General features: G+C 67.9%; 20 protein-coding genes. 8 read left to right on the top strand and 12 right to left on the bottom strand.

Features of this window, described 5'->3' with window-relative positions; genetic code table 11:
• Positions 1–19: 19 nt before the first annotated feature.
• The 5 genes from fdhF to DS837_RS12730 form a co-directional block, all read right to left on the bottom strand.
• Entirely contained in the window at positions 20–2,848 is a 2,829-nt protein-coding gene (gene fdhF, locus DS837_RS12750; protein ID WP_149165086.1) for a formate dehydrogenase subunit alpha, read from the bottom strand.
• Positions 2,849–2,973: 125 nt separating this feature from the next.
• Positions 2,974–4,539: a formate dehydrogenase beta subunit gene (locus DS837_RS12745; protein ID WP_149165085.1), complete on the bottom strand. Its 1,566-nt coding sequence runs from the start codon at positions 4,537–4,539 to the stop codon at positions 2,974–2,976.
• A complete protein-coding gene (locus DS837_RS12740; protein ID WP_014197167.1) occupies positions 4,536–5,024 on the bottom strand; it encodes a formate dehydrogenase subunit gamma in 489 nt (162 codons plus the stop codon). The genes DS837_RS12745 and DS837_RS12740 overlap by 4 nt, the downstream gene beginning before the upstream one ends.
• A 168-nt stretch (positions 5,025–5,192) precedes the next feature.
• Positions 5,193–6,125: a LysR family transcriptional regulator gene (locus tag DS837_RS12735; protein ID WP_149165084.1), complete on the bottom strand. Its 933-nt coding sequence runs from the start codon at positions 6,123–6,125 to the stop codon at positions 5,193–5,195.
• Between the two features lie 129 nt (positions 6,126–6,254).
• Positions 6,255–7,508, bottom strand: a complete 1,254-nt coding sequence (locus DS837_RS12730; RefSeq protein ID WP_149165083.1) for a multidrug effflux MFS transporter — start codon at positions 7,506–7,508, stop codon at positions 6,255–6,257.
• A gap of 284 nt (positions 7,509–7,792) precedes the next feature.
• Here DS837_RS12730 and DS837_RS12725 point away from each other — a divergent pair, with 284 nt between their 5' ends.
• The gene (locus DS837_RS12725) at positions 7,793–11,359 is read left to right on the top strand and encodes a PAS domain-containing protein (protein ID WP_149165082.1); all 3,567 of its coding nucleotides are present in this window, start codon (positions 7,793–7,795) and stop codon (positions 11,357–11,359) included.
• A 47-nt stretch (positions 11,360–11,406) separates the two neighbouring features.
• Here the strand turns inward: DS837_RS12725 and DS837_RS12720 are convergent, their stop codons facing one another.
• The 3 genes from DS837_RS12720 to DS837_RS12710 form a co-directional block, all read right to left on the bottom strand.
• Positions 11,407–12,369, bottom strand: a complete 963-nt coding sequence (locus DS837_RS12720) for a DMT family transporter (protein WP_145623616.1) — start codon at positions 12,367–12,369, stop codon at positions 11,407–11,409.
• A gap of 115 nt (positions 12,370–12,484) precedes the next feature.
• Positions 12,485–13,027, bottom strand: a complete 543-nt coding sequence (locus DS837_RS12715; protein WP_149165081.1) for a DUF2934 domain-containing protein — start codon at positions 13,025–13,027, stop codon at positions 12,485–12,487.
• A gap of 162 nt (positions 13,028–13,189) precedes the next feature.
• Positions 13,190–13,765: an acyloxyacyl hydrolase gene (locus DS837_RS12710; RefSeq protein ID WP_247889907.1), complete on the bottom strand. Its 576-nt coding sequence runs from the start codon at positions 13,763–13,765 to the stop codon at positions 13,190–13,192.
• A 245-nt stretch (positions 13,766–14,010) separates the two neighbouring features.
• Between DS837_RS12710 and DS837_RS12705 the strand changes: the two genes are divergently transcribed.
• The 4 genes from DS837_RS12705 (at position 14,011) to DS837_RS12690 (ending at position 17,582) form a co-directional block, all read left to right on the top strand.
• Positions 14,011–15,570, top strand: coding sequence for a bifunctional aminoglycoside phosphotransferase/ATP-binding protein (locus DS837_RS12705; RefSeq protein WP_211102202.1), 1,560 nt, complete (start codon positions 14,011–14,013; stop codon positions 15,568–15,570).
• A gap of 138 nt (positions 15,571–15,708) precedes the next feature.
• Positions 15,709–16,575 (top strand): universal stress protein, encoded by an 867-nt coding sequence (locus tag DS837_RS12700; RefSeq protein WP_149165080.1) that lies wholly within the window; start codon positions 15,709–15,711, stop codon positions 16,573–16,575.
• A 150-nt stretch (positions 16,576–16,725) separates the two neighbouring features.
• Positions 16,726–16,986, top strand: a complete 261-nt coding sequence (locus DS837_RS12695) for a hypothetical protein (protein WP_014197158.1) — start codon at positions 16,726–16,728, stop codon at positions 16,984–16,986.
• 236 nt (positions 16,987–17,222) lie between these two features.
• Positions 17,223–17,582 (top strand): hypothetical protein, encoded by a 360-nt coding sequence (locus DS837_RS12690; RefSeq protein WP_149165079.1) that lies wholly within the window; start codon positions 17,223–17,225, stop codon positions 17,580–17,582.
• Positions 17,583–17,642: 60 nt separating this feature from the next.
• Here DS837_RS12690 and DS837_RS32060 read toward each other — a convergent pair whose 3' ends face one another.
• From DS837_RS32060 to folK, 3 genes are all read right to left on the bottom strand, one after another.
• Positions 17,643–17,801: a hypothetical protein gene (locus DS837_RS32060; RefSeq protein WP_170295842.1), complete on the bottom strand. Its 159-nt coding sequence runs from the start codon at positions 17,799–17,801 to the stop codon at positions 17,643–17,645.
• A 202-nt stretch (positions 17,802–18,003) separates the two neighbouring features.
• Entirely contained in the window at positions 18,004–18,420 is a 417-nt protein-coding gene (locus DS837_RS12685; protein WP_149165078.1) for a dihydroneopterin aldolase, read from the bottom strand.
• Between the two features lie 135 nt (positions 18,421–18,555).
• Positions 18,556–19,062, bottom strand: a complete 507-nt coding sequence (gene folK, locus DS837_RS12680) for a 2-amino-4-hydroxy-6-hydroxymethyldihydropteridine diphosphokinase (RefSeq protein WP_149165077.1) — start codon at positions 19,060–19,062, stop codon at positions 18,556–18,558.
• A 234-nt stretch (positions 19,063–19,296) separates the two neighbouring features.
• On the opposite strand from folK, the gene DS837_RS12675 reads away from it, so the two are divergent.
• From DS837_RS12675 to DS837_RS12665, 3 genes are all read left to right on the top strand, one after another.
• Complete coding sequence (locus DS837_RS12675) at positions 19,297–19,758, top strand: hypothetical protein (RefSeq protein WP_149165076.1); 462 nt, start codon at positions 19,297–19,299, stop codon at positions 19,756–19,758.
• A gap of 100 nt (positions 19,759–19,858) precedes the next feature.
• Positions 19,859–20,521 carry an SRPBCC family protein gene (locus DS837_RS12670; protein WP_149165075.1) on the top strand — a complete coding sequence of 221 codons (663 nt, stop codon included), beginning with the start codon at positions 19,859–19,861 and terminating at the stop codon, positions 20,519–20,521.
• Positions 20,522–20,650: 129 nt separating this feature from the next.
• Positions 20,651–21,031: a c-type cytochrome gene (locus tag DS837_RS12665; protein ID WP_149165074.1), complete on the top strand. Its 381-nt coding sequence runs from the start codon at positions 20,651–20,653 to the stop codon at positions 21,029–21,031.
• Positions 21,032–21,116: 85 nt separating this feature from the next.
• On the opposite strand, the gene pepN is transcribed toward DS837_RS12665, so the two are convergent.
• Complete coding sequence (gene pepN / locus DS837_RS12660) at positions 21,117–23,774, bottom strand: aminopeptidase N (RefSeq protein WP_149165073.1); 2,658 nt, start codon at positions 23,772–23,774, stop codon at positions 21,117–21,119.
• Between the last annotated feature and the right edge of the window lie 67 nt (positions 23,775–23,841).

The raw sequence follows: 23,841 nt of genomic DNA, 5'->3' as shown, positions 1-23,841 counted from the left end.
GACGGGAGAGGGGTTCGGATTACTCCGCCGCCACTTCCACCAGATCGCCTCGGCGGATCTGCCAATCGGACGGGTGGTTGCTCAGCGTCACCTGCACCGCGGTCACCTTGTATTCGGGGCAGTTGGTCGCCCAATCCGAATTCTCGGTGGTGACCACGTTGGCCCCCGTCACCGGGTGGTGGAAGGTGGTGTAGACCACCCCCTGCGGCATCCGGTCGGAGATGCGCGCCCGCAGCGTGGTGGCGCCGATGCGGCTGGCGATGGAGACCAGATCGCCGTCGCGGATGCCCCGCTCCTCCGCGTCGTGGGCGTGGACCTCCAGGATGTCCTCCGGGTGCCACGCCACGTTGGCGGTGCGGCGGGTCTGGGCGCCGACGTTGTAGTGGCTGAGGATGCGGCCCGTCGTCAGGATCAGCGGGTAGAAGCGCGAGGCCCGCTCCTCCGTCGGCACATATTCGGTGATCATGAAGCGGCCCTGGGACGCCTTGCCTTCGCGCACGAAGCCGTCGGCGTGCATGATCGGCGTGCCGACCGACTCCTCGTCGGTGCAGGGCCATTGCACGCTGCCCACCCGGTCCAGCTTCTCGAAGCTGACGCCGGAGAAGGTCGGGGTCAGGCGGGCGATCTCGTCCATGATCTGCGCGCCGCTGCGGTAGAACATGGGATAGCCCATGGCGGTGGCCAGATCGCAGACGACCTCCCATTCCTGCTTGCCGGTCTTGGACGGCATCACCGGGCGGACGCGGTTGATGCGGCGCTCGGCGTTGGTGAAGGTGCCGTCCTTCTCCAGGAAGGAGGTGCCGGGCAGGAAGACATGGGCGAAGGCCGCGGTCTCGTTCAGGAACAGGTCCTGCACCACGACGATCTCCATGGCCCGCAGGGCGGCGAACACATGCTGGGTGTTCGGGTCGGACTGGGCGATGTCCTCGCCCTGGACGAACAGGCCCATGAAGGTGCCGTCCACCGCGGAGTCGAACATGTTGGGGATGCGCAGGCCCGGCTCGGGGTCGAGCGCGGCGTTCCACACCTCCTCGAACTGCTGGCGGACCACGTCGTCGGAGACGTGGCGGTAGCCGGTCAGCTCGTGCGGGAAGGAGCCCATGTCGCAGGAGCCCTGGACGTTGTTCTGGCCGCGCAGCGGGTTCACGCCGACGCCGTCACGCCCGATGTTGCCGGTCGCCATGGCGAGGTTCGCCATGCCCATCACCGCGGTCGAGCCCTGGCTGTGCTCGGTGACGCCCAGGCCGTAATAGATCGCCGCGTTGCCGCCCGTGGCGTAGAGGCGGGCCGCCGCGCGCATCTCCGCCGCCGGGATGCCGGTGTACTGCTCGGTGTTTTCCGGGGAGTGGCGCGGGTCGCGGACGAAGGCCTCCCAACGGGCGAACTCCATCGGGTCGCACCGGTCGGCCACGAAATTGCGGTCGACCAGCTCCTCGGTCACGATCACATGGGCCAGCGCGTTCATCGCGGCGACGTTGGTGCCGGGGCGGAGCTGGAGGTGGTGCGTGGCCGAGACGTGCGGGCTGCGCACGAGGTCGATGCGGCGCGGGTCGATGACGATCAGCCTGGCGCCCTGGCGCAGCCGCTTCTTCATGCGGGAGCCGAAGACCGGGTGGCCGTCCGTCGGGTTGGCGCCGATGACCAGGATCACGTCCGACTTGTCGACGCTCTTGAAGTCCTGCGTGCCGGCGGAGGTGCCGAAGGTCTGCTTCAGGCCGTAGCCGGTCGGGGAGTGGCAGACGCGGGCGCAGGTGTCGACGTTGTTGTTGCCGAAGGCGGCGCGGATCATCTTCTGGACGACATACACCTCCTCGTTCGTGCAACGGGACGAGGTGATGCCGCCGATGGAGCCGCGGCCGTACTTCTGCTGGACCGCGCGCAGGCGGGTGGCGGCGTAGGCGATCGCCTCCTCCCAGGACACGACGCGCCACGGATCGTCGATGCTCTCGCGGATCATCGGCTGCGTCTGGCGGTCGGCGTGGGTGGCGTAGCCCCAGGCGAAGCGGCCCTTGACGCAGGAATGGCCCTCGTTGGCGCCGCCGTCCTTGTGGGGGACCATGCGGACCACGGTGGTGCCCTTCATCTCCGCCTTGAAGGAGCAGCCGACGCCGCAATAGGCGCAGGTGGTGATGACGCTGTGCTCCGGCTGACCCAGCTCGATCAGCGATTTCTCGGTCAGGGTGGCGGTCGGGCAGGCCTGGACGCAGGCGCCGCAGGACACGCACTCGCTGTCCATGAACTGTTCAAGCGCACCCGGCGACACCTTGCTGTCGAAGCCGCGCCCGTCGATGGTCAGGGCGAAGGTGCCCTGAACCTCGCCGCAGGCCCGCACGCAGCGCGAGCAGACGATGCACTTGGACGGGTCGAAGGTGAAGTAGGGGTTGCTCTCGTCCTTCACGGCGGCGCGGTGGTTCTCACCCTCGTAGCCGTAGCGGACGTTGCGCAGGCCGACCGCGCCGGCCATGTCCTGAAGCTCGCAATTACCGTTGGTCGGGCAGGTCAGGCAGTCCAGCGGGTGGTCGGAGATGTACAACTCCATCACGCCGCGGCGCAGCCGGCCCAGACGCTCGTTCTGGGTGTGCACCTTCATGCCCGGGGCGACCGGCGTGGTGCAGGAGGCCGGCGTGCCGCGCCGCCCCTCGATCTCCACCATGCACAGGCGGCAGGAGCCATAGGCGTCCAGCATGTCGGTGGCGCACAGCTTCGGGACGGTGATGCCGGCCTCCATCGCCGCGCGCATCACCGAGGTGCCTTCCGGCACGGTCACCGTGCGGCCGTCGATGTCCAGCGTTACCATGGTGGCGGACTCGCGGGCCGGGGTGCCGTAATCAATGTCCTTGATCGACATGGTCTCAATCCTTTTTGGGGAAGTGCCGGTCAAGGCCCCCTCCCTAACCCTCCCCCGCTTCGCGGGAGAGGGGACCGATCTCCCTCCACCGCGCAGCGGGGGAGGGTCGGGGAGGGGGCAGGCGGTCACTCGGCCGCGACAGCCGCGGGGCTGCGGGTGAAATCCTCGGGGAAGTGCTTCAGGGCGCTGCGCACCGGGATCGGCGTCATGCCGCCCATGGCGCAGAGCGATCCGTCGGTCATGACCTCGCACAGGTCGTTGAGCAGCGTGATGTTCGCCTGCACCTTCTCGCCGGCGATGATGTGGTCCATCACCTCGACGCCGCGCACCGCCCCGATGCGGCAGGGGGTACACTTGCCGCAGGATTCGGCGGCGCAGAACTCCATGGCGAAACGGGCCTGCCTGGCCATGTCCACGCTGTCGTCGAAGACGACGATGCCGCCGTGGCCGACCATCGCCTCGACCGCCGCGAAGGCCTCGTAATCCTTCGGCAGCTCGAACAGCGAGGGCGGGAGGTAGGCGCCGAGCGGGCCGCCGGCCTGCACCGCGCGGATCGGGCGCCCGGTGATGGTGCCGCCGCCGAACTCATAGAGCAGCTCGTGCAGCGTGACGCCGAAGGCCTTCTCGACGATGCCGCCGTGCTTGATGTTGCCGGCGAGCTGGAAGGCCAGCGTGCCGCGCGACCGGCCGACGCCGAAGTCGCGGTAGTGGTTGGCGCCCTTGTCCAGGATGATCGGGACGGAGGTCAGCGACAGCACGTTGTTGACGATCGTCGGCTTGCCGAAAAGGCCCTCCAGCGCCGGCAGCGGAGGCTTGGCCCGGACGGTGCCGCGCTTGCCCTCCAGGCTTTCCAGCATGGAGGTCTCCTCGCCGCAGATGTAGGCGCCGGCGCCGACGCGGACGTCGAGGTGGAAGCGGTGGGCGGTGCCGTGGATCTCGTCGCCCAGCCACTTCTCGTCATAAGCCAGCCGGATCGCCTCGCGCATCGTCGCGACGGCGTGCGGGTACTCGGAGCGGATGTAGATGTAGCCCTCGGTGGCGCCCACCGCGATGGCGGCGATGGTCATGCCCTCGATCAGGCAGAAGGGGTCGCCCTCCATGATCATGCGGTCGGCGAAGGTGCCGCTGTCACCCTCGTCGGCGTTGCAGCAGATGTATTTCTGGTCCGCCTTGGCGTTCAGCACCGTGTTCCACTTGATGCCGGTCGGGAAGCCGGCGCCGCCGCGGCCGCGCAGGCCGGATTCGGTGACCTCGGTCACGATCTCCGCCGGGGTCATGGCGAGCGCCCGCTCCAGCCCGCGGAAGCCGCCGTGCAGCCGGTAATCCTCGACCGACAACGGGTCGATGATGCCGCAGCGAGCGAAGGTCAGCCGCTCCTGCTTGGCGAAGTAGGGGATCTTCTCGGTCAGGCCGTGGGCCAGCGCGTGGTCGGCGCCTTCGAGGAAGCCGGCGTCGAACAGGCCGGCCACGTCCTCGGCCATCACCGGACCGTAGGCGACGCGACCCTCGGGAGTCTCCACCTCGACCAGGGTCTCCAGCCACAGCATGCCGCGGGAGCCGTTGCGGACGATGCGGAGCGGGATGCCGCGCCGGGTGGCCTCGGCGCGGATGGCGGCGGCGGTCTCGTCGGCGCCCACCGACAGGGCGGCGGCGTCGCGCGGCACGTAAACCGTGTGCAGGGGCTCGCTCATCGCGCGGCCTCCGTAGCCAGGGTGGAGGCGGTGATGGCGTCGAAGCGGGCCGGGCTGACCCGGCCGTGCAGCGTCTCGTCGACCATCACGGCGGGGGCCAGGGCGCAGTTGCCCAGGCAGAAGACCGGCTCCAGCGAGAAGGCATCGTCGGCGGTGGTCTCGTGGAAATCCACCTTCAGGCGGCGACGGATGTGCTCGATCAGCCCGTCGGCGTTCATCGACTGGCAGGCTTCTGCCCGGCAGACCTTGATGGTGTGGCGGCCCGGGCGGCTGCGGCGGAATTCGTGGTAGAAGGACACCACCCCGTGCACGTCGGCGCGCGACAGGTTCAGCTCACGCGCCAGCAGCGGGATGGCCTCCTCGTCGATGCAGCCGAACTCTTCCTGCAGAGCGTGCAGCATCGGCAGCAGGGCCCCGCGCAGGTGACGGTTGGCGGCGATCACCGCCGTGGCGCGGTCCTCGCTCCATGGAGATCGGGCGTTCATGGTCTCCTCCCCCGCGCCCGCCTGGATCGGCGGCGCTTCGTTGGTGTCTTGTCCGTCAGCGTTACGGACATTGGGGAAGGCGCGCAAATTTGATTTTCTGATGCGGTGATAGGGTTTCGCTATCACCACACGGGCTGAACGGTTATGCCTTTGAGATCATAGCCCTTTTTAGAGACCCCAGGGAGCCAGCGCCTCGTCGGTCAAGGCGCGCACGCGTTCGGCGAGGCCCGGTTCCGCGGCGACGGCGGCCAGAGCCTTGGCGAGCGGGGCCGGCGGTTCGCGGTCGGCGTAGACGAGTCCAACGGCGTAGGTCAGGTCCGGCTCGGTCAGCGGCAGGGCCACCAGATCCGGGTGGCGGGCGACCAGGGTCAGGAGCTGGCTCGGCACCACACTGGCCGCCAGACCGCTGCGCACGATGGTGTAGATGGTGACGATGGAATTCGTCTCCATCAGCGGGACCACCGTCCGGTCGGCCATGCGGAAGGCGGTGTCGGCGATGCGCCGGTTCTGCATGTCCGGGGTGAGCAGGCACAGCGGCAGCTCCGCGGCGTCCGCCCAGCGGATGCTGGTGGCGCCCTCCCGGACCTGGCGGCGCTGGGCCAGCAGGAAGTAGCGCTCCGAGAACATCGGTACGGTGCGGACGTTGCTCAGCGGCTCGTTGTCGAGATAGGTGACGGCGGCGTCCAGCTCGAACCCGTCGAGGTCGCGCTGGATGTCCCGCGAACTGAGCGAGCGCACGCTGGAGCGAATCTGCGGGTAGCGCTCGGCGAAGCGGGCCAGCACATGGGGGACGGCGGGCAGGGCGGTCGGAATGGCGCCGATGCGCAGATGGCCGGACAGGCCCTGGCCCAGCGCCGTCAGCTCCTGATAAAGCCCGTCCCGCTCCGCGACGATGCGGCGGGCGTATTCGAGCACCTTCAGACCCTCCGGCGTGAAGCCGGAGAACTTCTGCCCGCGCTCGACGATCGGTACGCGCAGCTCGTCCTCAAGCTGGCGGATGGCGTTGGACAGCGTTGGCTGGGAGACGTGGCAGGCCTCCGCCGCCCGGCCGAAATGCTGCTCGCGTGCCAGGGCCAGCAGATAGACGAATTTGCGGAACACAGTCCCCTCCCGCGCGTGATGGGCCGGTGCCCGCTCGGCGTCCTTCTCAGGGCGTTGCGCACGTTATGCCGAATCGGACACACCGGCGGCAAGGAAAGAGGCACGCCCCGCCGCGGTCCATTTCGGACGTCACTCTCCCGGCTGCGCCGCGGCGGTGGCGTGGGTGGAGCGCATCAGGGTTCCGCGCTCCGTCAGCAGGACGGTCAGCAGCGCCAGCACGCCCAGCACGGTGAATCCGATGGTCAGCGGGCGCACGGTGCCGTCGAAGGACTGGCCGACGATCCAGCCGACCATCGCCGCCATGCCGGTGCTGAAGAAGCCGACAAAGGACGATCCCATACCCGCCACATGGCCCAGCGGCTCCATCGCCATGGCGTTGAAGTTGGGGGCGATCAGGCCGAAGCAGAAGAAGATCGCGGCCATGAACAGGCCGAGGCCGAGCAGCGGCGGATGCTCAGGAAAGCCGAGCAGCGCCATGGCGACGCCGGTCAGCGCGTAGCCGATCAGGGCGACGTGCGACACCCGGTGCATGCCGACCCGCCCGACCAGCCGCGCGTTGACCAGCGAAGCCAGGGCCATCACCCCGGCGATCGCGCCGAAGGCCACCGGGAACATCGCCCCCAGCCCGTAGACGTCCACGAAAATCTGCTGCGCGCTGCCGACGTAGCTCAGCAACCCGCCAAACAGCAGGCCCATGGCCGCGGTGTAGCCGACCGTCGCGCGCGTCGTCATAACCTTATGGAAGGCATGGCCGAGCGCCGCGGGGGACAGCGGCAGCCGATCTTCCGCCGCGCGGGTTTCCGCCAGCCGCAGCATCGACCAGGCGAAGGCGGCCACGGCCGCCAGGAAGAGCGCGCCGAACACCCACGGCCAGGTGCCGAGACGCAGGATTCCCTCGCCCAGGGCCGGGGCGATGATCGGCACGATGATGAAGATCATCATGACGAAGGACATCACCCGCGCCATGTCGCGCCCGACGAAGCGGTCGCGCACGATGGCGATGGCGACGACGCGCGGCGCGGCGGCGCCGAAGCCTTGCAGCGCCCGAGCGGCCAGAAGCGTGGTGAAGCTGGGGGCGAAGACCGCGCCCAGCGACCCGATGGCGAAGATCACCAGACCGGCGGCCAGCACCGGCTTGCGCCCGAACCGGTCGGACAGCGGCCCGTGGAAGGGCTGCCCGACCGCGAAGCCCAGCATGTAGGCGGTGATGACGAGCTGACGGTCATTTTCCCGCACCACCCCGAAGGAGCTGGCGATGTCCGGCAACGCGACCAGCATGATGTCGATGGACAGCGCTGTCAGCGCCATCAAAAGAGCCATGAGCGCGACGAACTCGCCGAAACGAATGTCGCCGCTCCGGCCGGCGGAAGCGGAATGGGGCATGGAATCAGGCATTGGACCAATGTGCCGCCCGCCTGTCTCCGCGGCAAATCGAATTCCCGCAGGCCCGCCATCGACATTTGGTCATGGACAATTCAGGGCTGTGGCACCCTGCGGCTCTATACGCTGCACATCACCACCTTTTGTGGTGTGTCCAACTTTCATTTGATGGTTTCAAGAACTGAAAATGGTTCCTACTGAAAATAGTGATAGATGGGCGGATTCTGTGGGAGTCGCCGGAGTGCCTGTCTATAGTGGGCGGCGTCAACGGTTTGTGAAAATCGGGTATGCGCCTTCGTCTCCCCTTCGTGGCCCTGCTGGCGCTTCTTCCGCTCGTCGCCTTTGCGGTGGCCGCGATCATGTTGGTCGACCGTCAACAGGAGCGGTCGGTCGAGGAACTGATCCGCCATGCCACCGACGCAGCGGTGCGGACGGTGGACGGGCGCGTCCTCATGACGCGCAGCGCGCTCGAAATCATGTCCTCGGCCCGTTCGCTGGACATCGGCGACCGTGCCGTTTGGAGAGAGCGGTCGGAACGTGCGCTGCGCCAGCGTCCGGATTGGATCGCCCTGGAGGTGCGCGACCGCCAGGGTGAGGTCAACCTGCTCCACCGGCCGCAGGAGCCGGAAGCCGACGCCATCGATCCTGCGGCCCGAGCGGCCCAGACGGACCGTGTGTTCCGGTCGGGAGAGGTCTGGATCAGCGGCGTCATAACCGACCCCGCCGGCAAGGTGGAGCCGGTCTTCGCGGTCAGTGTGCCGGTTTGGGGCGTGGGCGAGGTGCGGCTGGTCCTGACCGCCTATGTGCGGGCCTGGTCCCTGCGTCAGGTCCTGGTCGATCAGGTGGCGACGCCGGATTGGATCGTCGCGCTTCTCGACCGCGATGGGCGCTTCATCGCCCGGACGAGGTCCGAAACGGCCTTCGATCCGGCGGTCGGAAAGCCGGCGCACGAGTCTCTTGCCCAGGCGCTGAAGATCGGCGACGAGTTTTTCCTGTCCCGTTCCCAGCAGGGGCAGGAGGTGCTGTCGGCGAAAGCCGGCTCCGTGGCGGCGCCCGGCTGGCTCCTGGCGCTCGGCACGCCGGCCGAGCCGATCCAGGCGGCGGCGCGGCGCACGGTCTACGCGGTCGCCGGCGGCGGGCTGGGCGCGCTGGCGGTGGCGGCGCTGGTCGCCTGGGCCCTTGCCCGCTCCCACGACCGGCGCGAGGCGGCGGAGCGGCGCGCGCGGGTGGCGGAGGCCGCGGCGGAGGCCGACCGGCGATCCCACGCCATTCTGGAAAGCACGACGGACGGCGTCTACGAGGTCAACCGATCCTGGCGCATCGTCTACATGAACGGACGCGCGCGCGGCCTGATGGGCGGCAGCAGCGACCTGACCGGACAGCGTTTGTGGGAGGCCTTTCCCGACGCCATGGGAACGGTGCTGTGGGACCGCCTGCACCTCGCCATGAGGGATCGTCATCCCGACGAGTTCGAGGCCTATTTCGCGCCGCTCGGCGTCTGGCTCTTCCTGCGGGTTTTTCCGTCCTCCGCCGGATTGGCCGTCTACTTCCAGGACATCAGCAAGCGCCTGCTCGCCGAACGGGCGCTGGAACGCGCGGTGGAGCAGGCGAACCAGATCCTGGAGAGCATCGGCGACGCCTTCTACGCCATCGACCGCGACTGGCGGATCACCTACGTGAACAAGCGCGCCCAGGAGATGTTCGAGCGCCCACGCGACGACCTTGTCGGGCGCTGCCTGTTGGACCTCTTTCCCGATGTCGCGGGCAACACCATCATCCGCAGCTTCGAGGCCGCCATGGCCGACCAGCAGCCGCGCGAGTTCGAGGCGCTGTCCGGCATCTTCCAGCGCTGGACCATGTTCAACGTCTATCCGCAGGCGGGCGGCGGCCTGTCCATCTACTTCCGCGACGTGTCCGCCCACCGCGCGGCGGAGGCGGCCCTGCGCGCCAGCGAGCACCGCTACCGCACGCTCCTGGAAGCGCTGCCGCAGATGGTCTGGACCTGCCGGCCGGACGGCAGCGGCGATTTTCTGAGCCGGCAATGGCTGGCCTACACCGGCCAGACGGAGACGTCGGCCCAGGGCTTCGGCTGGACCAGCTCCATTCATCCCGACGATCAGGAGCGGATTCTCGCCGTCTGGACCCAGGCTGTCGCTCAAGGGGTGGTCTTCGACACGGAGGCGCGCATCCGCAGCGCCGATGGCACCTATCGCTGGTTCAAGCAGCGCGCCCTGGCGATCGTCGATCCGGAAACCGGAGATGAGCGCTGGTTCGGCACCTCCACCGACATCACCGACATCTTCGAGGCGCGCAACGCCATGCAGGCGGCCAAGGAAGAGGCGGAGGAAGTGGGCTTGCGATTCCGCACGCTGGCGGATTCCATTCCGCAGCTTGCCTGGATGGCCCGTCCGGACGGGCGCATCTTCTGGTACAATCAGCGCTGGTACGACTACACGGGCGTCGAGGGCGCGGACGCCGCATCGGGGCGGCTGTGGGATGGCATCCTTCCCGCCGAGCATGCCGAACGCGTCACGGCCAGCCTTCAGCGCTCCTTCCAGACCGGGGATCCGTGGGAGGACACCTTTCCCATGGCCGGACGGGACGGTGCCTTCCGCTGGTTCCTGTCGCGGGCGTTGCCGGTGCGCGATTCCGCCGGCGCCGTCGTGCTGTGGTTCGGCACCAACACCGACGTGACCGACCGGCTGGAGGCCGAGGACGCCCTGCGCCGCGCCAAGGAGGAGGCGGAACGGGCCGCCCTGTCCAAGTCCAAGTTCCTCGCCTCGGCCAGCCACGACCTTCGTCAGCCGATGCAGTCGCTGTTCCTGTTCTCCGGCGCGCTGCACGGTCATGTCCATGGCGAGAAGGGGATGAAGGCGCTGCGCCATCTCGAAAGCGGGCTGGACGCGCTGAAGGGGTTGCTGGACAGCCTGCTCGACGTGTCGCGCCTGGACGCCGGGGTGGTCAAGCCGACGCTGGAGGATTTTCCGGTGGCGCTGCTGCTCGACCACATCGCGGCGGGCTATGCCCCGGTGGCCCGTGGCAAGGGGCTCGACTGGACGATGGAGGGGTGTCCGCTGAGCATCCGCTCCGACCGCGTCTTGCTGGGCCGGATGATCCGCAACCTCGTGGAGAACGCCATCCGCTACACGGAGCGGGGCAGCATCGCCATCGCCTGCACGGCCGTCGGCGGGCGGATGCGGATAACGGTTTCCGACACCGGCATCGGCATTTCCGAAGAGCATCTGCCCCGAATCTTCGAGGAGTTCCATCAGGTCGGCAACCCGGAGCGCGACCGCAGCCAGGGACTTGGGCTGGGCCTCGCCATCGTTCAGCGCATCGGGCAGCTTCTGGACCATCCGGTGACCGTCCGCTCCACGCCCGGCGCGGGGTCGGTCTTCATTATCGAGGTGCCGTTGGGCGAGACTCCGAAGCCCATCGAGACGATGGTTGCGACGCCCACGGCGTCGGCGAGCGGTGATGAGCGGTTGGCCATGGTCGTCGACGACGACGCCATTGTGCTGCTGGGCCTTCAGGCCATTCTGCGCGAGTGGGGGTACGAGGTGCTGATCGCCGGTTCGGGGGAGCAGGCTGTGGACAAGCTGCGCTCGGTCAGCCGCAAGCCCGACATCATCATCGCCGACTACCGCCTGCGTGAAGGCAAGGTCGGCACCGACGCCATCCTAGACATCCGCCGGCTGTTCGACGCCGACATCCCGGCGATCATCGTGACCGGGGAAACCGGTCCGGAGTGCCAGCGCGACGCCGTGCGCCACGGTTTCGGCCTGATGCACAAGCCGGTGACCCCGCGCCAACTCGCCGGAGCCATGGAGCGCTCCCTGCAACCGGCGGAATGAGGCCGGCAGAATGAATCCGACAGAATGAATCCGACAGTCCTGGGCGGTCAGTCGCCGCCCCCGCTCATCGCGGGCGGGGTGGGCGGCAGACGGCGGCGGGTTTCGCGGTGCAGGATGTACAGGCCGCTGACCGCCACCACGGCGGCTCCCAGCACCATGTGCAGGGTGGGCATCTCGCCCCACAGCATCCAGCCGAACAGAACGGCCCACAGCAGCGCGGCGTAGTTGAAAGGCGCCACCACGGCCGCCGGGGCCAGCGAATAGGCCCGCGTCAGGAACAGCTGGGCGCCGCCGCCGAGCACGCCGGTGGCCGACAGCAGGGCGAGGTCGGTCAGGTTGTGCGGGGTGATCCACACGAACGGCATGACCAGCGCCAGGATCAGGGTGGTGATGGCCGTGAAGTAGAAGACGATGGTGTTGGCGTGCTCGGTCTTGCTGAGCTGGCGGATCGCCACCATCGCGAAGGACTGGCAGAAGGCGGCGCCGAGCGCGACCAGAGCGCCCAGATGCGTCAGCATCTCGCCCGACGGCCGCACCATGATGAGAACGCCGACGAAGCCGACCAGCACCGCGCTCCACCGGTGGATGCCCACCTTCTCGCCGAGCAGCGGCACCGACAGGGCGGTGAGGAACAGCGGGGCCGAGAAGTTCAGCGCCACCGCGTCCCCCAGCGGCAGCAAACTGAAGGACCAGAAGGTCAGCGACATCGCGGTCAGCCCGACGACCGAGCGCCAGACATGGCCCATCGGGCGTTCGGTGCGCAGGCTGTTGATCCAGCCGCCCTGGAGCGAGATGACCACCGCCACGGGAATCAGGGCCATGGCGTTGCGGAAGAAGGTCACCTCGATGACGGGGTACGTCTCCGAGAGCAGCTTCACCAGCACGTTCATCACGGAGAAGAGCAGCACCGACCCCAGCATCATGACGATGCCGAGCGGTATGTTCTCCACGCGGATGTGGCGGGGCGTCGCGGGACGGGCGGGGGCGGGGGAGAGGGGGGGCGCGGTCACGCCCGGATGCTATCAACTGCAACCACCCGCGTCACGTTGCCGCGACACGGATGGTCATGTCCTGAAGGAATGGCCGGATTGCGGTGAGACACCGATCCGGCCGGTCCGCGCGTCGTCAGCGGTTGTTCAGCAACTCGGCGATTTCGCCTTCGGCCCGCAACCAATGGTCCATCTCGTGGCCGTCCGGGCGACCCTCGCGTTCCCAGATCTCATAGGCGCGCTCCTGAACCATGCGGCTCTTCTGGCCCTGCAGAAGACCCTCGGCGATGTGCATGTTGATGCGCGACAGCGACACCAGCTTGCGCGCCTCGATGGAGCCCCGGGTGGCTTCCATGGTGGTGTCGGTGACATACTGCGCAAGGTTGCGCAGGTTCGCCTTGACCTCGGACTCCAGCGTGTTTTCCTCGTTCTTGAGCACCGTCTTGATGGCGACCCAGAGGCGCAGATTGTGGTCGAGCGCGTGATTCGCCTTTTCCGGCGTGTCGGCTTCGACGAGCAGGCTGGCGGCGTGCAGCAACGCGACCGCATCCTGTTCGATGGCCGCGAAGTTGGTGTTCAGGACGATTTCCGCCCCGGTGTCGGTGGCGAGCGCTTCGGCCGCTTCAGGCGACGGAGCGGCTTCGACGGTCTTTGCGGTGGCGGTCTTGCGCTTGGCCATGATCGAATCCCCGGCGTTGGTCCCCGAGGTCAATAGAACCAGCCGTCATTAATAAGTGGTTAAGACGAGTATTGCCAACCCTTTTGCTCAGCCTCCGCGACAGAAGAAACACCAAGTGATTCGCGGATGGTTTTATTGCACTGCAAAAGAGCTGGCGGATTCTCAGCGTCCGGTGAAGGCTCCGAACGGCATGCGGTAATAGAATCCGAACACGTTGTTGGCCGGTGCGGCGGCGTCCGCGGCAGGGCCGCTGGTGTCGATGCGGCTGTAGCCCAAGCTGAAGCGGGCCTTGTTCTCGAACTGATAGCCGAGTTCGAGCTGGGAGCGGAACTCCACCACGCTGCCCGACGACGCCGGGTCGCGAGGGGTGACCGGCAGGGTTCCGGCACCGAGGCTGGGCGTGAAGACAAAGGAGGACCCCCCGAGCGGAACGTCGATCAGGATGCCGCCCATGCCGTGCAGGCTGCCGTCCGGCGCGCTGGGGCCGAGCGACACCCAAGGGCGCACCTCCGCATAGCCGTCGAGCTTTGGCAGAAGGGAGGAGCCGATGCGGATCTTGTTGTGCAGGTCGGACACCTTGGTGTCCGGCGCCTCTCCCACACTGTAGGCGAGGCCGCCGATCTTCCAGTTGCCGATCCGGTCGTCCGGCATCGCCAGGGTCTGTGCGCCTGCGGAAGCGGAGAGCGCGAGGCCCGCCGCGGCAATCACCAGACAGAGGCACGAGGTCCCATGACGCACGGCGGCCTGCTCCCGATCGATCGTTGACCGTCCTACTCCGGCTGCTCCAGCCTACCGCGTCCGATGTCGGCGCGGTCGTGGCATTACGCGTTGCACCGCACCCCCGCGCAAGCGCGTAACGGTGCTACTCCCAGATGTCGTGCGCGCCGCCCCCCGCGTCAATGGTGGGAGGGCTGCCCTGTTTGCGAAGGCCTAGGCGGTTGGCGGAGGTCTTCGGGGAGCATGGAGCATGTTAGACTGCGGTCATGCAGCACGCCGCTTCCGATCCGGCACAGGACCCGACGCCGATGGTGGCAGCCTTCCTCGCCGACCCGGCGAGCCACGGGGGGGCAGCGGTGGAGCGTGTCGAAACCCATGCCGCCATCGTTTTCCTGGCCGGCGACCGGGCGTACAAGCTGAAGCGCGCGGTCCGCTACCCCTATCTCGACTATTCGACGGCCGAGCGGCGGCGTGCGGCATGCGTGGAGGAGTTGCGCCTGAATCGCCGAACCGCGCCATCCCTTTATCTTGGTCTGGAGTCGGTGGTGCGGCGGGCGGACGGGACGCTGGCCTTCGGTGGCGAGGGTGCGGCGGGTGGAGCGGCGTTGGATTGGCTGGTTGCGATGCGCCGCTTTCCACAGGACGCCCTGCTGGACCGCGTGGCGGAGCGGGGCGGTCTCGACGACGAGCTGATTCGCGATCTGGCCGACGCGGTGACCGCCTTTCACAAGGCCGCGGAACCGCGCCCCGACGGCGGCGGGGCCCTGGCGATGCGGGAGGTGGTGAACGGCAACATCGCCGAACTGCGCGCCAACCCATCCCTGTTTCCTCCGGAGCGCGTCGAATCGTTGGCCCAAAGGTCGGCGGACGCGCTGAAGCGCCTGAGCCCGTTGCTGGAGGAACGGCGGCGGGGTGGCTTCGTCCGGCACTGCCATGGTGACCTGCATCTGCGGAACATCGTGCTTCTCGAAGGAAAGCCGGTGCTGTTCGACGGCATCGAGTTCGACGCGCGGTTGGCGGTCATCGATGTCGCCTACGACCTCGCCTTTCTGCTGATGGAATTGGAGCGGCGGGCGCTTCGTCCGCTCGGCAACGCGTTCCTCAACCGCAGCCTGGACGCAACGGAGGACTATGACGCGTTGGCGCTCCTGCCTCTGTTCTTGTCGGTGAGGGCGGCCATCCGTGCCAAGATCGCCGCCACCACGGCGGCGCTCCGCCCGGACGACGTTGCGGCGCGGTCGTCGAAGCGGGAGGCCCTGGTCTATCTGGAGCAAGCCGCCGCGGCGTTGGAACCCCCGCCGCCGCGGCTGGTCGCCATCGGCGGCCTGTCCGGCACCGGCAAGACCCGGCTGGCCCGCGCCCTGGCGCCGTCGCTGGGCGCGGCGCCGGGCGCCGTGGTCCTGCGCTCCGACGCGCTGCGCAAGCGCCTGTTCGGGGTTGGGGAGGCCGAGCGGCTCCCCGCGGACGCCTACACGACGGTGGTGACGGAGCAGGTTTATGCCGGGCTGCTGGAACGGGCGCGGACCTTACTGACCGCCGGGCACAGCGTGGTGCTGGATGCCGTCCATGCCCGTCCTGAGGAAAGGTCCTCCGCCGCCCGTCTTGCGACGGAGGTCGGCGTGCGATTCGACGGGATCTGGTTGGACGCGCCCTTGGACACGCGGGTCGCCCGCATCGCCGCCCGCCGGGGCGACGCCTCCGACGCCACGGCGGAAGTGGCCGAGCGGCAGGACGTCTATGATCTGGGCCCGCTTGAGTGGCTGCGTACGAATGCTGGCAGGAATGCGGGGGAAACGCTTGCGGCCGTGTTGGAGCGACTGGTGTAATTCCAGGTGGAACGGGCGCCGCCGGTTCCTCATGGTCTAGAATACGGGCGGCGCGGCGCTGGAAACGGTGCATCCAGCCGCTGTTCCGACAGGCACCGTCCATAAGATGGGCCGGCGGAAACGGCCCGGGGGGAGATCATGTCACTCAAGACGATCCTTGTGCCGCTGGCCGGCCTCGACGGCGACACGGTGGCTTTGAACGCGGCGCTGAAGATCGCGCGCGAATTCGACGCCCATATCGATGCCCTGTTCGTGTCGCTGGACCCGCGCGACGCCGTGCCCATGCTGGGCGAGGGCATGTCCGGCGCGATGGTCGAGGAGATCATGCGCGCCGCCGAAGGGGAGTCGAAGACCCACCTGCACACCGCCCGCCGCACCTTCGACGACGTGGTCCGTGCCGCGGGCATCGAACTGCGCGACATCCCAACCGGAGTCGAGGCGCCGACCGCCCAGTGGCGGGAGGAGACGGGGCGTGTCGAGGAGGTGGTGCCCCGCGAAGGGCGGCTGGCCGACCTGCTGGTCTTCGCCCACACCACTCTGGACAGCAACACCCAGGCTTACGCGACGGTGGAAAGCGCGCTGCTGGGGGCGGCCCGCCCGCTGCTGTTGGCACCTGCCACGATGCCGGAAGAGATCGGGCGCACAGTGGCGCTCGCCTGGAACGGCAGCCCCGAATCGGTGCGCGCCCTGACCGGGGCGATGCCCTTCCTGACCGGCGCCGACACCGTTCATGTGTTGACCGCCGAGACATCGAACACCCAGGCTGCGACAGGGCGTCGCATTGCCCAATATCTCGCTTGGCATGGTGTTAACGTTCAGGTAACCATATTGAAGCCGGGATCGGAACCCGTCGGCCAAGCCATCATCAACAAGGCCGCGGAGCTTGGGTCCGACCTCCTCGTGATGGGGGGCTACGGACACAGCCGGATGCGGGAAATGATCCTGGGTGGCGTGACCCGCTACGTGCTGAATCACGCCAGCCTGCCCGTGCTGATGGCCCACTGACGACAGGGCCTCTCTTTTGAAAGGCCGGGCTTCTCCGATCCGACGCGCGGCGCCGCAACGACGGGCGCCCTCCACGCCGATGGTTTTCAACCACAAGGGCCACCCGGACTCCGGTCCGGGCAAGGCCCGGCAATCGGGAAGGAACGCGCCATGTTGACGATCGACGATTGCATCGCGCTCAGCGATCTGACCGAAGAGGAAATCGACGCCATCGCGGAGCATGAGCATCTGCCGGAAATCCTGGCGGTGGAACTGGGTTGCTGCCTTGCCCACGACGCCGAAGGCATCCGCCGGATCGCCCGCATCATCCGCGAGGACATCGACCGGGCCCGCAGTCATGGGCAGACCGTTCACGCCCGCCAGTTGACCGTCGTCCTGGACGGCTTCGTGCATCAGCACCCGGCCCTGTAGCCCGGACTTGCGATGGGAGCCAGCAACACGAGACGGCGATGGGAAGGAATGCCCCACACGCACCGTAACGGTGCGCCTGGGGGCGGGGAGGTGCGGAACAACCGGCCCCCCGTCCGGTTGGCATTGGCGGGATCGCGTCGGGGGGACGGCGGGGAGCGCGAATGGCGCGCTCCCCCAACCGTCGGACCACAGCGACGCGCTGTCTTGCTCCGCTGCCAGCCAAAGGACGAACGCCAATGCCCTTGAAGACGATCCGCCTCGAACTGGCCCGCACCGCCGACCACCCGGAAGGCAGCGCTGAGCATGGTTATGAGTTCAAGGCCCCGTTGACCGCGGACGGCCATCTCGACTTGGAGGAATGGCGCGGCCACAAGGCGGCCTGCACGGTCCGCCGCTTCTGGCGCGGCGAGGACGAGCAGACCGGCCACCTCATCCATCGGGGTAAGGGATGGCTGTTCGATTACGATGCCGACGACAGCGACGACGACGAGACGATCTTCCGCTTCGACCGCCACACCCTGGTCGAGGGGGAATACATCTCCATCACCGAACATGACGGTGAGCAGCGCCCCTTCCGCGTCGTTTCCGTCCGCTGAGGACCGGCCAGCAACGCACGGCGGACCGCCTTGTCCGGATCCGCCGCCCAATTCCGCCGATCAGGCGGCCAGCCGTTCCTCGCGGTCGCGCAAATTGCGGCCGACCTGTTCGAGAAGCTGCCGCAGAGTCTCGGCGGTCATGCCATCCCGCTTCATCAGGGCGACGATGATCGGTTCGTCCAGGATTTCCGACAGGGTCGGAGCCGTCAATTGGTCCATGTTACCCTCCCTGTTCATTCAGGCCGGCCTTAGGCCGCGTCGTTTCCATTGTACGCAAGATACGGTATTTCGCAACAATGCTGCGCCGCGAAATAAACTATCACAGACAGTGTAAGAGTAGAAAGGCGCTGAGTGTTCATGCCTGAACACCAGTATGATGCCTATACCGGTAAAGGAGTTACCACGATGGGGGGTGGCGGGGTCAGCGGTCCGCGTCGCGGTTCCGCATGATCGTGACGCCGGCCCCAGCCGTGTCGGGAAGCAGGGACGGCAATTCCACGTCGACGCGCACATGGCGGACCTTCGGTTGGGCCATGCAGAACGCCGCGGTGCGGTCGGCCAGATAATCAGGGCCGGGCACCGTTTCCTCGGCGCACAGCCGGCGCAGATCCTCCACGATGTCCTCGTAGGACATGACCGCGGTTATGTCGTCGGGAAAGCCCTGGCCGGGGTGGCTGACCTTCAACTCCAAGCTGATATGGACAGTGTGACGTCCGGAGCGCCCGGCGAGCGACACGGTGGCGGTGAAATCGCGCAACAGGATGGTGTAAGTCGCCGCGGCGCCGGGGGAATTGGAGCCGGTGTGTCGGGAAACAGGATCGTTGGCCAAAAAAGACATCTCCTGGCGGGCGGCGGCCCTGATCGATGCCCCGGTCCGGGGCGGCCGCCTCGTCGCTGCGCCACGCCCACTATAGCGCAGGCGCCAGCCCCTTCGGCAAGGTCAGAGCATCAATACGCCAGACCGTCAACAGCCTCAGACCGCCACCGACAGGTCCGTAACAGTGCGGACCACGGTATCGCGCCCCGGCACGGCGGCCAAAAGATCGTCGACGCTTCGCGCGATGGCCGGATGCTGAAGGCCGCCCGCAATATCGGCAAGCGGGGCCAGGACGAAGGCGCGCTCCGCGATGCGGGGATGAGGGATCTCCAACTCAGGCGCGTACATCACCAACTCGCCATAGAGCAGGATGTCGATGTCGATGGGACGCGGCCCGAAGCGAAGGCCGCCTTCCAGATCGCGGCCCATCTCCGCCTCGATGTTCTTGACATGGCGCAGAAGCTCCCACGGACCGAGGGACGTCTGGCCGCGCAGCGCCATGTTCAGGAAGGGCGGTTGGTCGGTCACGTACATCGGGGCGGTCTCGTAGACGGGCGATGCCAGCGTGACCCGCACCTGCGGAGCAAGACGCCGCTGTGCCGCCGCCAGATTGGCGGCGCGGTCGCCCAGATTGCTGCCGAGCGCAAGGTAGACCGTGGTCATCGCTGAACCGTCGCTAGTCGAAACCAAACCCTCGTCAGTCATACCATGATCCTCCGTTCCTTCAACCGTCAAAGCGTCGGACGGCGACGCCGTCACAGTCGAAACCGCCCCTTCGTCACGTTGAAAGGGCCGGCATGGAGCACGCTCCGGTTTAGGTAGCCGGCTTTCTCCGGGAACCGCAAGCGGCGGACGGGGTTGTGCCAGTCGTGAGATGCTGCATCGGAGGGGATGGTCATGACGGTTCGGCATGTCGGGACGGCAACGCTTCTGGGTCTGGCCGGGGCGCTCCTGGCGTCCTGCGCCACGGGGCCGGACCCGCAGATCGCCCGGCGCGCCCAGACCGAACTGGTCGGCATGCCGAAGGAACGGCTGCTTTCCTGCGCCGGGGTGCCGACGCGGCAGGCCCAGGCCGGCGGTCGGGAATACTACACCTATGTCTCCGATCTCGGAGTGGCGGTCAGCCCGTTGGGTGGCAGCAGCATTGGCGTCGGCGGCTTCGGCGGTGGCGGTTCCAGCGGTGTCGGCGTCGGGCTGGGATTTGGGCTTCCGCTCGGTTCCTCGTCTCCCGGCATGTGCGAGGCCACCTTCGTCCTGGGGCCTGAGGGGGTGGTGGAGCAGGTCTCCTATCCCGGCAACGCCTCGCTGTCCGCCTGCACGCCGATCGTCCAGAACTGCGTTCCGCCGGCCCCGCGCTGAACCGTCCCGTCCTGGCTGAAAGGGGGACTGTCGCCGGTTGCGGCCTTGCCGTATCGTCCGGCTATGGCTTGGCTGTGAACAAAGGCAGGGAGACCACGTCATGGACATGAGCGGCAGCCAGCGCATCACGGCCCCGCGGGACAAGGTTTGGGCGGCGCTGAACGATCCGGACATCCTGCGCCAGTGCATTCCCGGCTGCGAGGAGGTGCAGAAGACCTCCGACACGGAATTCACCGCGAAGGTGGTGGCCAAGGTCGGTCCGGTCAGCGCCAAGTTTTCCGGCAAGGTGACGCTGTCGGATCTCGACCCGCCCAACGGCTACACCATCACCGGCGAAGGCTCGGGCGGGGCCGCCGGTTTCGGAAAGGGTGGCGCCAAGGTCTCGCTGGAACCGGACGGGGAGGCGGCGACGGTGCTGTCCTACACCGCCCACGCCACGGTCGGCGGCAAGCTCGCGCAGATCGGTTCGCGCCTGGTGGACGCCACGGCGCGCAAGATGGCGGACGATTTCTTCAACCGCTTCACGGCGGTGGTCGGCGGGCCGCCGCCCGAACCGGTCACCGAGCCGGTTCCCGAAACGGTTGCGGAGCCTGTGGCGCGGAGCGCCGCGGCTCCTCAACCGGTGATGCCCGCCGTTGCGGCCCCAGTTCCGGAAATCCCCATCCCGCTTCCCGCCGCCCGGGGGCGGGGCGGCTTCTACGTGCCCTGGGCGGCGCTGATCGCCGTGGCCGTTCTGGTCATTGTTCTCGCTTGGATGAAATAACCCGTATTTGGTGTTTGTGCTGTGGGCGCGACACGTTGGGGGGTTGGCCTTAACCACAGAATGTGTATGCTGCGCCCGAACCTGCCGGCATCCGAACGCCGGCCTCATCCGGAAGGGGGAATCTGACCAATGAACAAGCATATCCTGGGCGCCGCCCTGATCGCCGGCATTGCCATGGGCGCGGGCGCCGCGCAGGCCGCTGACGCCGCCGCCGGTAAGGACGTCTTCAAGCAGTGCATGGCCTGCCACACCGCCGAGCAGGGCAAGAACAAGGTCGGCCCGTCGCTGTTCGGCGTCGTCGGCCGCCCGGCCGCCGCCATCGACGGCTTCAAGTATTCCAAGCCGATGCAGGAGAAGGCCGCCGGCGGTCTGACTTGGACCCCGGACAACCTGAAGGCCTACATCACCGCCCCGAAGGAAGTCGTTCCGGGCGGCACGATGGCCTTCGCGGGCATCAAGGACGCCGGCAAGGTGGACGATCTGATCGCCTTCCTGGGCGAGCAGAAGTAAAGACGCCCGCGTTTCGGCGCGGGGGTAAGGACGGGCCGGAGGGGAAACCCTCCGGCCCTTTCCTTTTGCAACTGGCCTTTGTCGGTCAGCCGGCCGCTTCCAGGCTCTTGCTCGCCACCTCGAAGACGTCGGGCGACAGGCCCGGCGTGGCGACGATGCGCTCCAACTCGGCCTTCATCAGGGCGCGTCGCGTCGCGTCGTAGCGGCGCAGGCGCGAGAAGGGACCGACCATGCGGGCCGCCACCTGTGGGTTCATCGGGTCGAGCCGAAGCACCTGATCGGCCAGGAAGCGATAGCCCGCCCCGCTGGTGTCGTGGAAGCGCACCGGGTTGCCGCCCGCGAAGCCGCCGATCAGGGCGTAGACCTTGTTCGGGTTGCGGATTTCGAAGGCGGGATGGGCGAGCAGCGCCGTCACCCGCTCCAGCGTGTCGGGCCGGTGCGAGGTCGCCTGCACGCCGAACCACTTGTCGACCACCAGCGCTTCGCCCTTCCAGCGTTCGTAGAAGCCGGCGATGGCCTCGTCCCGCTCCGGTGCGCTGGAATTGCTGAGGAACTGGAGCGCCGCCATCACGTCGGTCATCGCCTGGGCGCCGCGATACTGGCCGAGGCAGAGGTCCAGCGCCTCCTCGTCCTCCAGCGCCATCAGGTAGGCGAGGCAGAGATTCTTCAGCGCCCGCCGTCCGATGGCCGCGGCGTCCACCGAGAAGGGCTCGTTGCCCGCGTTGCGGCGGTGCGTGTCCAGCCAGCCGGGCCGCAGCGCCTCGGCCAGTCGGCGGCGGGCGAACTCGCGCACGGCGTGGATGGCGTCGGGGTCGATCACCTCCATCTGCGTGCCGAGGTAGCTTTCGGTCGGCAGCACCAGGGCCTGCGCGGCGAAGGCCGGGTCCTGGTCGGCGTCCTTGAGGACGGCGCCCACCGCGTCGATGAAGCTCTGGGGCAGCGCCAGATCCCGCCCGGCCTGACGGTCGGCGACGAGGGAGAGCAGCAGCCGGGTGGCCAGCGTCTGCCCGGCCTCCCAGCGGTTGAAGGCGTCGCTGTCATTGGCCATCAGGAAGGTCAGGTCGCCGTCCGTCAGGTCGGCCCGCAGTTTCACCGGGGCGGAGAAACCGCGCAGCAGCGACGGCACCGGGCGGGCCGGCACGTCGACGAACGTGAAGGTCTGTTCGGCCTCGGTGATGTGCAGGGTGCGGCTGGTGCTGGCGGCCTCGGCCTCGCCGGTCAGGCGCAGCGGCAGGTCCGCCCCGTCCGGACCGAGCAGGCCCATGACCAGCGGGATGTGCATCGGCTCCTTCACCGGCTGGCCGGGGGTGGGCGGCACGGTCTGCCGGACGGTCAACCGGTAGGTCTTCGCGGCGTCGTCATAGGCGCCGCTCACGTCCAGTTCCGGTGTGCCGGCCTGCCGGTACCAGAGTTTGAACTGGCTGAGGTCCACCCCGGTGGCGTCGGACATCGCCGCGGCGAAGTCGTCGCAGGTCACCGCCTGCCCGTCGTGGCGCTGGAAATACAGGTCCATGCCCTTGCGGAAGCCCTGCGCGCCCAGCAGTGTGTGGTACATGCGGATGACTTCCGACCCCTTGTCGTAGACGGTGGGGGTGTAGAAGTTGTTGATCTCCACATAGCTGTCCGGGCGCACGGGGTGCGCCATGGCGCCGGAGTCCTCGGGGAACTGCACGGTGCGCAGGCGCTGCACGTCGGCGATGCGCTTGACCGCCCGCGAGTTCATGTCGCTGGAGAATTCCTGGTCGCGGAAGACGGTCAGCCCTTCCTTCAGCGACAGCTGGAACCAGTCGCGGCAGGTGACGCGGTTGCCGGTCCAGTTGTGGAAATACTCGTGCGCCACCACCGCCTCGATGCCCAGGAAGTCCTGGTCGGTGGCGGTCTCCGGCTTCGCCAGGATGTATTTGGTGTTGAAGACGTTGAGGGACTTGTTCTCCATCGCCCCCATGTTGAAGTCGCCGACCGCGACGATGTTGAAGATGTCCAGGTCGTATTCCAGCCCGAACACCTCCTCGTCCCAGCGCATCGACTTGACGAGTGAGCGCATGGCGTGATCGACCTTGTCCTCGTTCCCCGGCTCGACATAGATGCGCAGAGTGACGTCGCGGCCGGACGCGGTGCGGAAGCGGTCCTCCTGGTGCACCAGCGTGCCGGCGACCAGGGCGAACAGGTAGCAGGGCTTGGGGAAGGGGTCCTCCCACACCGCGCGGTGGCGCCCGTCGGGCAGGTCGCCGGATTCCATGAGGTTGCCGTTGGACAGCAGCACCGGGTAGCGCGCCTTGTCCGCGGTGATCGTGGTGGTGTAGCGGGCCATCACGTCGGGCCGGTCGGCGAAATAGGTGATCTTGCGGAAGCCCTCGGCCTCGCACTGGGTGCAGAAGTTGCCGGAGGACTTGTAGAGCCCCTCCAGCGCGGTGTTCTCCTGCGGCTTGATGCGGACGACGGTTTCCAGCGTGAAAGTCTCCGGCACGCTGTGGACGGTCAGATGGTCCGGCGTGACGGTGTAGTCGGCATCGCCCAGCGGCTGGCCGTTGAGCGCCACGGACACCAGTTCCAACCGCTGCCCGTCCAGCGTCAGCGGCAGCGCCGCCGCGTCGTCGCGCGCCGGATTGCGCCGCAGCCCGAGCTGCGCGCGGACCGTGGTCACCTCCTCGCCGAGGTCGAAGAACAGATCGACCGTGTCGATCAGGTGCGCGGGCGGGCGGTAGTCCTGCAGGCGGATGGCCTTGGGCGTGCCTTTGTCCATGGGGTTTTTCTCTAACCTTGTTTTGGCCGTGTCGGCGTCGCGGGGACGGACTCTAGCATGGAGAGTG

The organism is Azospirillum brasilense, assembly GCF_008365405.1.
In the GTDB taxonomy this organism is placed as follows: Bacteria; Pseudomonadota; Alphaproteobacteria; order Azospirillales; family Azospirillaceae; genus Azospirillum; species Azospirillum brasilense_D.
The sequence above is the reverse complement of the archived record's forward strand: the minus strand, read 5'-3'. Positions and strand labels throughout refer to the sequence as shown.